Origin of the sequence: Rahnella sp. PD12R (genome assembly GCF_019200965.1) — a bacterium.
Taxonomy (GTDB): domain Bacteria; phylum Pseudomonadota; class Gammaproteobacteria; order Enterobacterales; family Enterobacteriaceae; genus Rahnella; species Rahnella laticis.
In genome coordinates this window covers 335,808-351,403 of the sequence record NZ_JAHTMS010000001.1, presented here as the reverse complement: position 1 = coordinate 351,403, position 15,596 = coordinate 335,808, and the positions used below count along the sequence as shown (strand labels likewise).

General features: G+C 51.0%; 17 protein-coding genes. 7 read left to right on the top strand and 10 right to left on the bottom strand.

What is annotated here, in order from left to right; genetic code table 11:
* Window positions 1-2: 2 nt before the first annotated feature.
* Together KWG64_RS01705 and KWG64_RS01700 are read right to left on the bottom strand one after the other, a co-directional pair.
* A complete protein-coding gene (locus KWG64_RS01705; RefSeq protein WP_218520727.1) occupies window positions 3-890 on the bottom strand; it encodes an oxygenase MpaB family protein in 888 nt (295 codons plus the stop codon).
* 3 nt (window positions 891-893) lie between these two features.
* Entirely contained in the window at window positions 894-1,553 is a 660-nt protein-coding gene (locus KWG64_RS01700; protein ID WP_165059540.1) for a TetR/AcrR family transcriptional regulator, read from the bottom strand.
* A 202-nt stretch (window positions 1,554-1,755) separates the two neighbouring features.
* Here KWG64_RS01700 and KWG64_RS01695 point away from each other — a divergent pair, with 202 nt between their 5' ends.
* The 4 genes from KWG64_RS01695 to KWG64_RS01680 all read left to right on the top strand — a co-directional run bounded on the left by KWG64_RS01695 (window position 1,756) and on the right by KWG64_RS01680 (window position 3,522).
* Entirely contained in the window at window positions 1,756-2,013 is a 258-nt protein-coding gene (locus tag KWG64_RS01695) for a hypothetical protein (RefSeq protein ID WP_218520726.1), read from the top strand.
* Window positions 2,014-2,428: 415 nt separating this feature from the next.
* Complete coding sequence (locus KWG64_RS01690; protein ID WP_195814106.1) at window positions 2,429-2,686, top strand: YdgH/BhsA/McbA-like domain containing protein; 258 nt, start codon at window positions 2,429-2,431, stop codon at window positions 2,684-2,686.
* 167 nt (window positions 2,687-2,853) lie between these two features.
* Complete coding sequence (locus tag KWG64_RS01685; protein ID WP_013576350.1) at window positions 2,854-3,111, top strand: YdgH/BhsA/McbA-like domain containing protein; 258 nt, start codon at window positions 2,854-2,856, stop codon at window positions 3,109-3,111.
* 153 nt (window positions 3,112-3,264) lie between these two features.
* On the top strand, window positions 3,265-3,522 hold the full coding sequence (locus KWG64_RS01680) for a DUF1471 domain-containing protein (RefSeq protein WP_218520725.1): 258 nt from the start codon (window positions 3,265-3,267) through the stop codon (window positions 3,520-3,522).
* A gap of 131 nt (window positions 3,523-3,653) precedes the next feature.
* Here the strand turns inward: KWG64_RS01680 and ddlA are convergent, their stop codons facing one another.
* Window positions 3,654-4,751, bottom strand: coding sequence for a D-alanine--D-alanine ligase (gene ddlA, locus KWG64_RS01675; protein ID WP_218520724.1), 1,098 nt, complete (start codon window positions 4,749-4,751; stop codon window positions 3,654-3,656).
* A gap of 52 nt (window positions 4,752-4,803) precedes the next feature.
* Window positions 4,804-5,133 carry a DHCW motif cupin fold protein gene (locus tag KWG64_RS01670; RefSeq protein WP_101077302.1) on the bottom strand — a complete coding sequence of 110 codons (330 nt, stop codon included), beginning with the start codon at window positions 5,131-5,133 and terminating at the stop codon, window positions 4,804-4,806.
* 360 nt (window positions 5,134-5,493) lie between these two features.
* On the opposite strand from KWG64_RS01670, the gene KWG64_RS01665 reads away from it, so the two are divergent.
* Both KWG64_RS01665 and KWG64_RS01660 read left to right on the top strand, forming a co-directional pair.
* Window positions 5,494-6,873, top strand: a complete 1,380-nt coding sequence (locus KWG64_RS01665) for an NAD-dependent succinate-semialdehyde dehydrogenase (protein ID WP_195814112.1) — start codon at window positions 5,494-5,496, stop codon at window positions 6,871-6,873.
* Between the two features lie 157 nt (window positions 6,874-7,030).
* The gene (locus KWG64_RS01660; protein WP_218520723.1) at window positions 7,031-8,152 is read left to right on the top strand and encodes a cupin domain-containing protein; all 1,122 of its coding nucleotides are present in this window, start codon (window positions 7,031-7,033) and stop codon (window positions 8,150-8,152) included.
* Between the two features lie 75 nt (window positions 8,153-8,227).
* On the opposite strand, the gene phnE (KWG64_RS01655) is transcribed toward KWG64_RS01660, so the two are convergent.
* The 4 genes from phnE (KWG64_RS01655) to phnC form a co-directional block, all read right to left on the bottom strand.
* Complete coding sequence (gene phnE, locus KWG64_RS01655; RefSeq protein ID WP_218520722.1) at window positions 8,228-9,151, bottom strand: phosphonate ABC transporter, permease protein PhnE; 924 nt, start codon at window positions 9,149-9,151, stop codon at window positions 8,228-8,230.
* Window positions 9,151-10,014: a phosphonate ABC transporter, permease protein PhnE gene (gene phnE / locus KWG64_RS01650; protein ID WP_218520721.1), complete on the bottom strand. Its 864-nt coding sequence runs from the start codon at window positions 10,012-10,014 to the stop codon at window positions 9,151-9,153. Before phnE (KWG64_RS01650) ends, phnE (KWG64_RS01655) begins: the two co-directional genes overlap by 1 nt.
* A 161-nt stretch (window positions 10,015-10,175) precedes the next feature.
* On the bottom strand, window positions 10,176-11,108 hold the full coding sequence (gene phnD, locus KWG64_RS01645) for a phosphonate ABC transporter substrate-binding protein (RefSeq protein ID WP_015698041.1): 933 nt from the start codon (window positions 11,106-11,108) through the stop codon (window positions 10,176-10,178).
* A 114-nt stretch (window positions 11,109-11,222) separates the two neighbouring features.
* Complete coding sequence (gene phnC / locus KWG64_RS01640) at window positions 11,223-12,056, bottom strand: phosphonate ABC transporter ATP-binding protein (RefSeq protein WP_195814115.1); 834 nt, start codon at window positions 12,054-12,056, stop codon at window positions 11,223-11,225.
* 206 nt (window positions 12,057-12,262) lie between these two features.
* Here phnC and dld point away from each other — a divergent pair, with 206 nt between their 5' ends.
* Complete coding sequence (dld, locus tag KWG64_RS01635) at window positions 12,263-13,954, top strand: D-lactate dehydrogenase (RefSeq protein ID WP_218520720.1); 1,692 nt, start codon at window positions 12,263-12,265, stop codon at window positions 13,952-13,954.
* Window positions 13,955-14,030: 76 nt separating this feature from the next.
* Here dld and KWG64_RS01630 read toward each other — a convergent pair whose 3' ends face one another.
* On the bottom strand, window positions 14,031-14,621 hold the full coding sequence (locus tag KWG64_RS01630) for a Yip1 family protein (protein ID WP_152325503.1): 591 nt from the start codon (window positions 14,619-14,621) through the stop codon (window positions 14,031-14,033).
* A gap of 200 nt (window positions 14,622-14,821) precedes the next feature.
* The gene (locus tag KWG64_RS01625) at window positions 14,822-15,436 is read right to left on the bottom strand and encodes a hypothetical protein (RefSeq protein ID WP_218520719.1); all 615 of its coding nucleotides are present in this window, start codon (window positions 15,434-15,436) and stop codon (window positions 14,822-14,824) included.
* Window positions 15,437-15,596: the final 160 nt, after the last annotated feature.

Sequence of the window (15,596 nt, the reverse complement as noted above, 5' to 3'; positions counted from 1 at the left end):
GTTCAGGAAGGTAAGCGGCCCATGCGGCGCATCGCGCGATGCCATGAGCCGTTTCTTACCGCCCAGCGCAGAATACCGGCGATGCGGCGGGTGCCAAAACGAATCGTTTTACGCTTAACCGGGGAAAGGGAAATCCCCAGTTGTTCCGCCGCCCAGGCGGGCAAAAGCTCGATACCGGCCTGAATCATCAGGCTGCCGACCGGTTTAGCCAGACGGCTTGGCGCAGGCGCATTACGCAATAACCGCACGACTTCCCGCGTTCTTTCATCGCAGCGTAATTGCGGCCGCATGGCCTGCAAATAGGCTTCTACCGCCGCAACGCTGTCAGGCACGTTCACCGCCCCGAGACTTTCTGCCACGCGGGCAAATTCCTGATAATAGCGGTCCTGTTCGGCTGAACTGAGTGAGGGATTGCGGTAACGCAGATGAGATTGCAGAAAACTGTACGCTTCCGCGACGTGTACCCAGACCAGTAAATCCGGGTCGCTGGCAGCGTAAGGCGTGCCGTACGCATCGGTGCCGGTCACGTGAAGATGAATGGATTTTACTTTTTCGATGAGCGCGGTGGCATCACGGGTCGGGGCAAATGTCGTTCCGGAAATAAACTGACTGGTGCGGCGCAGGCGGCCGAGCATGTCTTCGCGAAATGAGGAGTGATCCCAGACACCGGCGAGCGCCAGCGGGTGAAGCATTTGCAGCAGCAAGGCACTGACACCGCCGCAAAGCATCGAAGAAAAGTCTCCGTGAATTCGCCAGGTTACGCTTTCAGGGCCAAACAGCCCCGGATCGCCCGCGGGATTCTCGAAGTCTATACCGCCTAACGCCAGGCCCGAAATACTCAGCACCTGGCGTTCTATTCTCTTTCTTAAAAACTGACGAAATTCAGACATCCGTTAATGCGCAGCAGTGATTTGCACGGTGTTTTTTGTCAGCTCCGGCCACAGATTCATGACCACGTCGATCAGACGATTAAGCTCAGCCGCCGTTGCGCCATCGCGCGCCTGGACAGAGAAACCCTGAATGGTACAGGCGAGGTATTTCGCCAGCAGGGCACTGTCAGTCACAGCAGCCAGATTGTCGCTTTGTTTCTGTTTCTCGAAATATTCGAACAATGTCCGTTCCTGCGACAGATGGTGTTCACGCAGCATTTCGGCAATATCCGCGGAAGATGAAGACATCCCGGACGATGCGCTGATCATGAAGCAACCGCTCGGCGTATCGCAGTCAGTAAACAAGTTTGCAATGGCACGCAAATACTGGTCAATCGCCTGCTCAACGGACAAATCAGGTCTGCTCAGCAGACAGCGTCCTTTTTCGTAGAAATTTTTAACGTAGTGCTCAACGGCTGCGCGGAAAAGCCCTTCTTTATTACCGAATTCGGCATACAAAGTTGGCGCTTTTGCACCGGTTGCTTCGACCAAATCAGCTAATGAAGTGGCCTCGTAACCATGGCGCCAGAATAAATTCAGGGCCTTGCTCAGAGCAGTTCCACGGTCGAACTGTTTTGGGCGACCGCGACTTTTCCGGACCAAAGCCGTCTGTTCAGTGCTCATACACCCTCCTTCCATCACCCTTGTGATAATGGTTATAAAAATTGTTTTTAGAAATAACTTAACGATCATTATTAAAAATAGTTGCGCACAAGTCCAGCGGAGTTTATCATTTAATTATCGAGCGATAAGAAAATCACTCACACCCGCAAAGCTGCACAGCTATAAGCGCTTTATAAAAGCAAAATACCCAGGACGAAACATCATGAGTAACTTCAAAATCCTTCTTGCAGTTCTGGCATTAACCGCTGTACCGGTTGCCAATGTTGCCGCACAGCAGGTTATCATGATGCCAGTACAGAGTCAGGAAGTGGCGATGGTCAATGTGACCGGTGACAGTAACTTCTGTAACCCGGCAACCTGTACGAACAAAAAAGTCGAACAGGGCCGTATTTCCACTTCTCCGACTCAGCCACCTGCACCGATGACTTCAGGTCATAAACCGGCTTCCATTTACTACTAAGGAAACCGGCCACTGACGACAGAATGTCAGAGCAGGAATTACGATAAGGCGGCATTTGCTGCCTTATCTTTTTTAAGCCGACCCTAGTTTTAACACCCTCTCCCGCCGGAACCAACCATTAACTTAGCGATCATTAAAGATTCATTCAGCACAATATTGGATAAGCCCGAACTCTATCTGACAGGCGAATCATTTTAAAAACATAAATTTAACAAAACAAAAACAACAATGCGTTTTGATGTGATATTCGTCACAGCACAATAAGTTAACATTCATTAAAAAAACATCTTGCACAAACTCTCAACACCCTTTACCATTTACTTATCGAACGTTAAGTAATAAATAACGTTGACCGAATAACGGGGCTGCCGAAAACGTCACCCCAGACAAAAATTAATGAACAGGAATACAAATCATGAAAACTATCGCAATGACAATCGCTGCCCTGACACTCGCTACCGCTTCTTTCTCTGCTCTGTCAGCAACTGAAGTTCAGTCCGCTCCGGCAGGTGCACAAACCATCGGGACTATCAGCGCTTCTTCAAACGGTAACCTGACGACTTTGCAGTCAAAACTGAATGCAAAAGCGACTGAAGCCGGCGCAACCTCATACCGCATCATCGGTGCTTCTGGTGAAAACCACATGTACGGTACTGCTGAGCTGTACAAATAAGCACAGAGACATGGGTTAGCAGATTGTTCCGCACAATTAGTTAACGATTAATAAATAATTAAGTTGCACAGAATGTGATCCCGGTCTAAGATTTAATTATCGAACGTTAACAAATAACGTCTGACCTAAACCACCTGCTGATAAACAGATTAAAACAGGAAGAAATCATGAAAAACATCACTATGACATTAGCTGCAATCGCCCTTGCTACCGCTTCATTCTCAACTCTGGCAGCGACTGAAGTTCAGTCTGCACCAGAAGGCCAACAGGCAATCGGTGTGGTAAGTGCTTCTTCAAGCAATGATTTGTCCAGCCTGCAAAACAAGCTGAACGCTAAAGCAAACGAAGCCGGTGCAAGTTCATACCGCATCATCGGTGCTTCAGGTGAAAACCACCTGTACGGTACTGCTGAGCTGTATAAATAAGCACGAAGTACGATTTGATAAAGGGTTAAGCGGCATTTAGTTAACGATTAATAAGCTAGATGTTGTATCGGACAGAAGATAGCTTTGCACATTAAATGAACGTTGATGACAACGCCTGGCAAAGCTCAGATAAACGAAATCGAGGAAACTATCATGAAAAATATCACTATGACTCTCGCCGCCATCGCACTGGCCACTGCTTCATTCTCGACTCTGGCAGCGACTGAAGTTCAGTCTGCACCAACCGGTCAGCAAGCAATCGGTGTGGTAAGCGCATCTTCAGGTAACGATTTATCCAGCCTGCAGAACAAACTGAATGCAAAAGCCAGTGAAGCCGGTGCAAGTTCATACCGCATCATCGGTGCATCCGGTGACAACCATCTGTACGGTACAGCTGAACTGTACAAATAAGAGTCATCAGCAGTAAGCAGAAGAGGCGGCGTTTGCCGCCTTTTTCGTGTCTGCGATTTGAGGAGATTTTTGAATTGATCCCCCCAGACAGGGATTTCTCCCTGCTTTTCTTTTACAGCACATCTTACAAATCAGTTCGCTGAGCTTTTAAGCTGGTTATCCTGCTCGTGTTGCTCCAGCGCCAGTTCGATCAGGCGCGTGATCAGATCACTGTAATTTAAACCGCTGGCCGCCCACAGTTTCGGGTACATGCTGATGTTGGTAAAGCCCGGCAGCGTGTTGATTTCATTGATAACGACGTCACCCTGTTCTGTCAGGAACACATCGACGCGCGCCATGCCCCGGCATTCCAGCACCTGAAATGCCTGCAATGCGATGGCACGAATGCGGTCATGCGTCTCCTGCGGCAAATCGGCGGGAACGGCAATCGATGCGCCGGCTTCATTAATGTACTTGGTGTCGTAGGAATAAAACTCGTCGTGCAGGATGACTTCGCCGCATACGCTGGCCTGCGGATAATCGTTGCCGAGTACCGCGCATTCGATTTCACGGCCTTTAATCGCGGACTCCACCAGCACTTTGTGGTCGAAGCTGAACGCTTTTTCCAGTGCACTCAGGAAACCCGCTTCGTCACTCACTTTGCTGACACCAACGGACGATCCCTGATTAGCAGGTTTGATAAACAGCGGTAAACCGAGCTGCTTATAAACTTCAGCGAACGTATATTTCTGACGATTTGCACGGGTCAGGGTGACAAAAGGCGCAACGGACAAACCCGCGTCGCGCAACAGTCGCTTGGTCACATCTTTATCCATGCTGACGGCCGAACCCAATACGCCGGAACCTGCGAACGCAATGTTTGCCATGCGCAGCAGCCCCTGTAATGAACCATCTTCGCCCAGCGTTCCGTGAACAATCGGGAAGATTACATCCACCTGCGACAATGCGCTGGAACTGTGCGTTTCAATCAGCTGATTTTCAGTCTGCCCCGGAATGAGCGCGACCTGATTATTCGAGCTATTCAGGGCAATCAGCGACGGATTTTCAGCATTAATCAGGTAGTTACTGGCATCGTTAATATGCCACTCGCCTTTCTTATCAATGCCCAGCAACGTCACGTCAAAACGTTCTTTATCAATGGCATCCACAATATTTTTTGCCGATTGTAATGACACTTCGTGCTCAGCCGATTTGCCGCCAAAAATGATGCCTACCCGTAATTTACTCACCTGCTGCTCCTTGTCGCCAGCCTCACGCTGGCGGCGATTTTTCTGTGTACGACTAATCAACGACAAACAATTTAGCCCCGACCGGGGTTGAGGAACGGTGCGCTTCCGCATTATCCGCCACCTGATAACTCATGCCCGGCGAGAGGGTAAAGGTGCGGCCATCTTCCAGGCGCGTGTGCAATTCCCCTTCCAGGCAAAACAGCACATGCCCTTTACTGCACCAGTGATCGGCCTCGTATCCTGCGGAATATTCGACGACCCGCACGCGGATATCGCCAAATTTCTGTGTGCGCCACAGCGCCATCCCGACATCGCCCGGATGTTGGGTGGGCGTCACGTCGTTCCAGTCGGTCGTGCAAAAAGGGATCGCATCAAGCTTCATGAGTTTCTCAATGTCGGAAAAGGAAGGAAAGCCAGCATAAAAGTGAGCGGCAAATTTATCAATCGCTTGCTGAAAACAATTCGAAAGCCCTTTCACCGCAAAGTTGAGTAAAGGCGATTGTTCTTAGAGACAGGCGGCAGCCCGCGGATGGCAAGGCCTGTGCGCACGCCGCTAAAAAGCCCGAAACGCATGTGTTGCATGAGATGTCTGTGAGACAGGGTTCACGTTTTATCGACTATGCTTATTGGCAGTGTGACGAAACAAGCGTTAAGAAGCAGACCCGGGGCAGTAAATCGAACGCACCTCAATTCCAACGCGCTGATGACCTTATCCGGCGCGCCACAAAACAAGGAGCAACAGATGCCATATCAGACGATAAATCCTTTCAATAACAAACTCATCAAAGAATATCAGACGCATAACGACAAGCAGGTTGAAGAAGCGTTGTCCACCGCGCATGCCCTGTATAAATCCGACTGGGCACAGGGAGATATCAAACAGCGGATCAAAGTGCTGCATAAATTGTCCGAGCTGATGGCTTCGCGGGTCGATGAACTGGCAGAAGTGGTCAGCGTGGAGATGGGAAAACTCATCGGTCAGAGCCGTGGCGAAGTACAGATTTGCGCGGATATTGCGAAATTCTACGCGGAAAACGCAGAGGAATTTCTCAAACCTGTGCCGTATAAATCTGACCTCGGCGAAGCCTGGGTCGAGCATCACCCGATTGGTGTGATCATGGCCGTCGAGCCGTGGAACTTCCCGTTCTATCAGCTGATGCGCGTGCTTGCGCCGAATCTCGCGTCCGGTAACAGCGTGCTGGTAAAACACGCCAGCATCGTGCCGCATTGCGCAGAAACGTTTGAGAAACTGGTTTCTGAAGCCGGTGCGCCAAAAGGTGCCTATACCAATCTGTTTATTTCGCAGGATCAGGTCGCATCAATCATTGATGACGATCGCGTTCAGGGCGTCGCACTGACCGGTTCGGAAAAAGCCGGGGCGATTGTGGCGGCGCGTGCAGCCGGTAAACTGAAAAAATCCACGCTCGAACTGGGCGGGAATGACGTTTTCGCAGTGCTGGATGATGCCGATATTGATCACGCCGCCAAAGCCGGTGCTCAGGCGCGTGTTTCCAACGCCGGGCAGGTTTGTACCGCCGCCAAGCGCTTTATCATTCATGAAAAAGTGGCCGATGAATTCCTGAAAAAATTCACTGAACACTTTAAGGCACTTAAAATCGGCGACCCGCTGGATAAATCCACCACGCTTGGGCCGTTGTCTTCAGCCGACGCGGTGAAAACGCTGAGCAAACAGGTGGATGACGCCGTGAAGCACGGTGCAAAACTGCATTTCGGTGGCAAGAAAGTGGCGGGAAATCCGGGCAACTTCTTCGAGCCGACGATCCTCACGCACATCACGCGTGATAATCCGGCTTACTTCGAGGAGTTTTTCGGCCCGGTTGCGCAGGTGTATATCGTCAAAAACGACGAGGAACTGGTGAAACTGGCCAACGACTCGCACTACGGCCTGGGCGGTTCGGTATTCACGACCGATCTCAACCGCGCCCGTAAGCTGGCAAGCCAGATTGAAACCGGGATGGTGTACGTCAATTCACCGACAGATACCGCCGCCGAGCTGCCTTTCGGCGGGGTAAAACGCTCCGGTTTTGGCCGCGAGCTGTCAGATCTGGGGATCAAAGAGTTTGTGAACCAAAAACTGGTGGTGCTTGCCGCGAAGTCTTAATACCCGTCTGCACTTTCCCGTAACACTTCCCTCTCCGCCCGGAGAGGGAAATTCCCTCCCTCCGCCGGTCTTTTGTGATCCCTTGATTAATGACAAAGCGGCATACCCGCCAGCCTCTCTATAATCAGGCCCGTTTGTCTTCCCACTGGTAAATCACATGGCGTATGAACTCAATCTGGACTGGCCGGAATTTTTAGAAAAATACTGGCAGAAACAACCTGTTGTATTAAAAAAAGCATTTACAAACTTTGTCGATCCGATCACTCCCGATGAATTAGCCGGCCTTGCGATGGAACCTGAAGTGGACAGCCGTCTGGTGAGCCATAAAAATGGTGAATGGCAGGCGAGCAACGGGCCTTTTGAGCATTTCGACGGGCTGGGTGAAACCGGCTGGTCGCTGCTGGCCCAGGCGGTGAACCACTGGCATCTGCCCGCGGCTGAACTGGTTCGCCCGTTCCGCGTGCTGCCGGACTGGCGTCTGGATGATCTGATGATCTCCTATTCCGTGCCCGGCGGCGGCGTTGGCCCGCATATCGATCAGTACGATGTGTTTATCATTCAGGGAATGGGCAGCCGTCGCTGGCGCGTGGGCGATGCCTTGCCGATGCGCCAGTTCTGCCCGCATCCGGCGTTGCTGCATGTCGATCCGTTTACGCCGATCATCGATGAAGATCTCGAGCCGGGCGACATTCTGTACATTCCGCCGGGCTTCCCGCACGACGGTTTTACCCATGAAACCGCGCTCAACTATTCCGTCGGTTTCCGTGGCCCGAATACCCGCGACTTCATCAGCAGCTTTGCCGATTACGCGCTGGAAAATGATTTAGGTGGCGACCACTACAGCGACCCGGATTTAGCGCTGCGCGATCATGTGGGCAAAGTAGAAGAATACGAGCTGGATCGCGTGCGCAATATGATGCATGACCTGATCAATCAGCCGGAAGCGTTCAGACAGTGGTTCGGACGTTTTGCAACCACGCCGCGCCATGAGCTGGACATCGCGCACGCCGAACCGCCCTATGAAACCCACGAAATCGTGGATGCACTGATGCAGGGCGACAGCCTGACCCGTCTGAGCGGTCTGCGCGTGCTGAACGTCGGCGACCGTTTCTTCGTCAACAGTGAAGCGCTGGAAACCGATCAACATCAGGCGGCGGATGCGCTTTGCCGTTTCATGCTGATCGGTAAAAAAGAGCTGGGCGATGCCGTGCAGGATCCGGCGTTCATGGCCGTGTTCACCGATCTGGTGAATCAGGGTTACTGGTATTTTGACGAGTAATATTTCTGTTGCCCGTTTATAACAAAAGGCGGCATCCGGTGGATACCGCCTTTTTAGTTTTAAGACCGGTCCGAATCAGGGCTTATACAATTCGACCGGCGGCTTCATTTTCCGCTCTTCCGGCACAAACAGATCAATCTCTTCACCCAGAATATATTTGGCGCGCAGCATCGCTGAAATCTTGTCCATCGTCATGACGATAGCGACCAGAATCAGTGTGATAAACATCACCACATCCCAGTTCCACAACCGCATATTTTCCGCATAAACCAGACCGATACCGCCCGCGCCCACAAAACCGAGAACGGCAGCAGAACGGGTGTTGGACTCAATCTGATACAGCGACAGCGCCAGAAACGTCGGGAAAGACTGCGTGAAAATGCCAAAACGGTGCGTCTGTAGTGGAGATGCACCCAGCGCCCGCAGGCCGCGGCTGGGTGAGCGTTCGACTGCTTCGTGGCCTTCTGCATAAAGCTTGCCGAGTAAGCCTAAATCCTGCATCACAATTGCCAGCACGCCGGCCAGCGGCCCCATGCCCACCGCGCGGACAAAAATCAGCCCCCAGATCGCCATATCCAGGCCGCGAAGCACGTCCAGAATACGGCGGATCACCAGTGAAACCGGCCGGAGAACCGGCGTGGACATCACATTTCGCGCCGCAAGAAAAGACAGCGGCAGTGCGAGGAAAGAGGCGGTGACCGTCCCGGCAAACACAATCGCCAGCGTGATCGCAATCTGCGAGAAGTAATACATAAACGGCCATTCGGAAACGTTGTGCCACACGAACATGCGCAGGAAATAACGCCCGACTTCGCGGGTGCCGCGTACCACTTCGCTCCACGGAATACCGAAATAGCTGAAGAAATAGACGTAATACAACGCAATCACGACAGCCAGAATTGCCAGATAACGCAGGTAACGACGTTGTGCGGAAAACAGATGCGCATGCTGCTGTTTCAGACCGGCAATAACATGAGGTTCAAGCGCGTCAGTTAACATCAGAAAGTGCCCTCCACCACGCGTTTGCGTAATTTACCCGACAGATAATCCATCCCGGAAACCACCAGAATAATCAGCAGCAACGTCATGCTGACCTGGTCATAGCGGTCGAGCTTGATGGACGTCATCAGTTCCTGACCAATCCCGCCTGCGCCCACCAGGCCGAGGATGGTTGACTGGCGAAAGTTAATTTCCAGGCGCATAAAACTGTAGGATAAAAAGATAGGTTTAACCTGAGGCCACATAGCGAAGCGCATGCGCTGCAAGCGCCCTGCTCCGCAGGCTCTCAGGCCGCGCACCGGTTTGTCCGACGCGGTTTCGATAGATTCGTAGAACAATTTTGTCAGGCTGCCGACGGTGTGTAAGGTCAGCGCGATAAAGCCCGGGATCGCCCCGACGCCAAACGCCATTACGCACATCACGGCCCAGGCCAGTTCAGGCATGGTTCGCAGGAAGGCCACAAACGTGCGGATACTGAATTTCACCCATTTTGGGGAATCCGTATTGCTGGCGGCGAGAAACGCCAGAATAACGGCCAGCGCGGTAGACAAAATCGTTGAAGACAATGCCAGCTGAATAGTTTCCCAAATCAGCGGTAACTGAATATTGAGACGGTATCCCCAGTAAGCCAGAGAACCTTCGGTGTGTCCGTCTGCGAATAATAATGACCAGTGCAGTACTGGAACCGTCTGACCGATATAATCAAAAAAGCTGGGAGCTGAAACAATAATAGTTTTCAGATTAAGTTCGGAAACATTGCCAGACCATAAATATAACAGCAGCATCAGCCCTGACCAGATCAGCGCCTCGCGCTTTTGCTTACCGCGTATATTCTGGTAATAACGATTGAAGTCTTTATTCAAAATAATATTTCCGGTTTCAGGTAATCATTATTCCTCCTCCTGCGAAGGGGGAGGTCAGGAGGGGGTATTACAAACGACAATAATGATAAAATCATTCGCTTACTGAATTGCCATTAATACCCCACCCCAACCCTCCCCTTCGCAGGGGAGGGAGCTAAGAATTAGCGACCGCCCTTCGTCAATTCACGCTTCATATCAATAATCTGCTGATATTCCGCCAGAGACGTTTCACCGATATGCTGTTTACCGCCAACGGCTTTAACGAAGCAAGCATGATCGTCTTTATCCAGTTTCTTAATGGCTGAAACCAGCTTCGCTTTAAATGCCGGTGGCAAATCGCTGCGAACCAAAATCGGACCGTTAGGAATTAACGGGGATTCCCAGATAATGCGGATTTTCTTCATCAGATCCGGATGGTCCATGCGGATCATGCGGTTGAACGCGCCGGAGGTGTACCCGGTTTCGCGATCGCCAATCATGGAAGCCCAGGTTACCGCGCCTTCAAACTGACCGTTCAGCACACCGAGGATATCCTGCTCGTGGCCACCGGAGAAAGTCACACTGGAGAAGAAGTTGTTGTATTTGTTATCCGTCGTACCGCCAAACTCTTTCTTGAAAGTCTGGTTCGGGATCAGGTAACCGGACGTGGAATCCGGGTCAGCAAAGCCAAATGATTTGCCTTTCAGGTCAGACAATTTCTGGTACGGGCTGTCCGCTTTGACGACAACAACGGAGTGATAACCGCGGGATTTATCAGTGTCATCGATTACGATACCGACCAGATCCACCGCTTTCGGGTTATTAATATACACAGACGCGAAAGAAGAAGGCGACATGCTTAATACCATGTCGACTTTCTTACCTAATAATCCCTGAATAACACCTGAGTAATCGGATGAATTACGCAGTTTGGTATCCACATTTAATTCTTTATCGAAGAAATCTTTTACACACTGATTATCGCCGATTTGCTGTGTGGCGTTCTGACCACCCAAAATACCTAAATTCAATTCTTTAGGCGCATCTTCTGCCATGCTGTGCATTGCGGTAAGGGAACCTGCAACAAAGACCGCCAGACGTAATAACTTCTTCATTTAATGATGACCTTGTGTAGATTGAGAGAAAGTGAAAATAAGTACGGCTAAAATTTATTTCCGAAATAAAATACGGACTTTATTTATTAAAACATTCATAACAACGCGTGAGCATCAGGAATTAACGTCGTGTTCTTCACCATATAACTGCTGCAAGATCCCGTCGGTTAACTGATCCGGATGACCATCAAAGATAATCTGCCCTTTCGCAATGCCGATCACGCGGGTGCAGTAATCTTTCACCAGTTCTACGGAATGTAGGTTAACCATCACCGCGATGTTCTCTTCGCTGACCTTTTTCAGGGCATTCATGATGCGCAGGGTATTTTTAGGATCCAGCGAGGCAACCGGTTCATCGGCCAGTAAAATTTTCGGGTTTTGCATCAGGGCGCGACAAATAGCGACACGCTGCATCTGACCACCTGAAAGGTTTTCAGCACGTTGCAGCGCATGCGGCAACATGTGCAACCATTCCAGCAGGGAAATCGCGCGGGCGCGGTCTTCATCATCGAACTGATTAAAGAAGGATTTAAACGTGGAGGTGTGGCTCAGACGCCCCAGCAACACGTTGGTTAACACGTCCAGACGCGGAACCAGGCAGAAGTCCTGGAAAATCATGCCGCAGCCCGAACGCCAGCGACGCAGCGCCTTGCCGGTCAGCCCCGCCAGTTGCTGCTGCTCACCGTTTTCGTAATGACACACCACACTGCCGTCGGTTAACGGGATTGTGCCGTTAAGCACGTGCAGCAGAGTCGATTTCCCGGCACCGGAACGGCCAATGACCGCAACAAATTCACCGGCGTGAAGATCGAAATTGATGTCATTAAGAACACGCTGACCTGATTTATAGGATTTCACCAGGCCTTTCACGTCCAGCACTTTGTTCAGATGTTGCTGCCCGGCCTGAGGATATTCAGCCTGTGCCAGCTTAAGTTGAGCTTGCGCCATGATGCTGTCTCTCGGTTGCTATCGTTATCTGGCGTTCATTAAGCGCGAGTTTTGTGACACATCAATGACGATTTAGTGGACAGCATATGACAAAAATGTAGCAACTTAAGAGAAATCCCTCGGTAATTATCCTGAATGATGTGTAGCCTGTTATGTGGCATTTAAGTCTATGATTGCAGAGCCTACGTCAAAAAAAGGAAGATGAAATGGATAATCAGTCACTCATCACCACGCTGAAAGAAATCGCCGGAAGCCGCCATGTCCTGACCGGCGACAGCAATACCGAGCGCTACCGCAAGGGGTTTCGCTCCGGCGGCGGCAAGGCGCTGGCGGTGGTATTCCCGCAAACATTACTTCAACAATGGCAACTGCTTAAAGCCTGCATCGCGGCCGACAAAATTGTCATCATGCAGGCCGCCAATACGGGGCTGACCGAAGGTTCGACGCCGAGCGGTGACGATTATGACCGCGACATCGTCATTTTCAGCACCCTGAAACTCGATCAGATCCAGCTGCTCGACGGCGGCCATCAGGTGATCGGTTTCCCCGGCAGCACGTTGTATAAGCTCGAAAAAATTCTCAAGCCGTATAACCGCGAGCCGCATTCGGTCATCGGTTCATCCTGCATTGGTGCCTCCGTCGTCGGCGGGATTTGCAACAATTCCGGCGGTTCACTGGTGAAACGTGGTCCGGCTTATACGGAAATGGCGTTGTATGCGCAGATTGATGCGCAGGGAGAACTCCGGCTGATAAACCATCTGGGGATCAATCTGGGTGAGACGCCGGAAGAGATTCTGACACGGCTGGAAAAAGGCGATTATCTCGAAGCTGATATTCTGCACGATCAGCGACTGGCTTCGGACCATGATTACGCGGCGCGTGTCCGCGAAGTGGATGCCGATACGCCATCACGCTTTAACGCCGATGAGCGCCGTTTGTTTGAAGCCTCGGGCTGTGCCGGGAAGCTGGCGGTTTTCGCCGTTCGTCTCGATACTTTCCCGGCAGAAACCCAGCAGCAGGTTTTCTACATCGGCACTAACGACACGGCGGTGCTCACCGAATTACGTCGTCAGATCCTGCGGGATTTCGCAAACCTGCCGGTGGCAGGCGAATACATGCACCGGGATATTTTCGATATCACCGAAGTGTACGGTAAAGATACGTTCCTGATGATCGACAAGCTCGGTACAGACAAAATGCCGGATATGTTTACCGTCAAAGGAAAGTTTGACGCACACGCCAGCAAGGTGCCTTTCCTGCCGAAACATTTCAGCGACCGCGTAATGCAGTGCCTGAGTAAAGCGTTGCCGAACCATTTACCGCCGCGCATGAAACAATATCGCGACCGGTTTGAACATCACTTATTGCTGAAAATGTCCGGCCCCGGAATTGATGAAGCCAGAACGTTCCTGACCCGTTTCTTCAGCGAAAATCAGGGCGATTTCTTTATCTGTTCCGCCGACGAAGGCAAAAAAGCGTTTCTGCACCGGTTCGCTGCAGCGGGTGCCGCCGTTCGTTATCACGCCGTGCATGAGAAAGAAGTGGAAGACATTCTGGCGCTGGATATCGCACTGCGCCGAAACGATCGCGACTGGTTTGAAACGTTGCCGGAGGATATCGATAATCAGCTGGTGGCAAAACTCTATTACGGCCACTTTATGTGCCACGTTTTCCATCAGGATTACATCGTCAAAAAAGGCGCGAACAGTAAGGCGCTGAAACACCGCATGCTTGAATTGCTGGATGCCAAAGGTGCTGAATATCCTGCGGAACACAACGTGGGACATCTCTATCTTGCGAAACCGCATCTGAAGGAATTTTACCGGCAGGCCGACCCGACCAACAGCTTTAACCCGGGGATCGGCAAAACCAGTAAGCTGAAAAACTGGCAGGAGTAACGCTGTGAAGGGCTTCTGACCAACCCTCCCCTTTTCAGGGGAGGGATACTACGTCACTCCGACCTCATCTCATTGGTTAGAACAATTTCGTTCCATAACCCCACATCAGCACGGTCAGTGCGAGTAACAACTCAAGAACCAGAACCCCCATCGCCAGCGTCGAGCTGGAGAACAGGAACCCCTCGCGGTGGTCAATGTTGAGGAAGTTTGGAATACCGAGGTACAGCAGATATCCGCTGTAGCAAAGGCCAATCAGCCCGACAAACAGGCATAACCAGACCATCGGATAAAGCGCAACGATCCCGCTGAGGAACATCGGCGTGGCAACGTAACCGGCAAACACGATACAACTGTTGAGTGTCGGGCGGCTGTCATAACGACGCGCCATCCAGTAGATAATTCGCCCCATCAGAGCAACAGCGGCGAGCATCAGAACATAGAAAATTACAGCGATGTAGGACGCGGTGAACATGGAAACCATCAGCTTCTGGCCGTCACCGAAATTCCAGCCCAGCTGCGTTGTCCCGATAAAGGAACAGACAACCGGAATCAGCGCCATCAGAAAAACATGGTGGGAATAAACATGTGAAACGGTTTCCCGTTCACGCTGGATTTGCTGCAATTCGGGACCTGGATGAGATAACAGTCCCCAGACATGATTACCCATGAAACACCCCCTTGTGCGCCGAAAGCCGCCAGCGGCGTACGATGATAAACCTTCGGGAATGCCCGTTTGATAAATGTTACAAGGGCAACAAGAAGGTGGCAGCCTGTTTATATTATAGCCGTTATTAAGCGGTTTGCTGGCGGCACAACATCCCCTGTTGCAGAGGATGTTGATGGCGGAGAATGGAATTTCCCTGAAGATTAGTGGATATAGCGGGCAGCGGTAAACACCACACCAGCCAGTGCCACCATCATGCCCATGATCCAATGGGTCTGTTTTGTAATATAGATGTGGAAAATATCCTTGGTCATGTAATTCGACTGAATAACCGCCAGCTGCGACTCCACGGAATTAAATCGTGCATCCATTTTGTCAAAGCGCTCATCTACCAGGTCAAATTTCTTATCAATGAGAACGAGATGATCGTCAATTCGCACCAGATGTTCATCAATCCTGACCAGATGCTTATCGATGCGAATAATACTTTCCTCCGTTTTTCCCACGCGAACGCCGATATCCGTCACCGCATCGGTGAGTGTGACCATCTGGTGTTCGAGTTTTCCCACACGGAGATTGGTATCCGTAACGACCTCTGTAAGCTGAACAACTTGCTGTTCAACCTTTCCCATCCGCAAATTAAGGCCCGCGATTTCCTCACCGTTTTTGATTCCCTGCTTTTCGATACTGTTAATCTGGCTTTGCATTAACGCTTCCATAATCCATTCTCCCTTAAAGTCTTCCGGTACTGTCAGGGCACCGGGCAGATAGAGCATCGGGTTGACTGGCCAGCAATCTGGCATCCTGAGCTGAAACATGATGTGTTATCCCTCACGTAAGCTAATCCTTGTTTAGGCATCCTTAATCTTCGGTCAGTCTGCACTGTATAAATTAACACCTCAAATCAATTTCTTTCTCGTTCAGGGTGTGATTATTTATGAATCTATGTCTTATGGAATTGCATTGATAAAATGAATA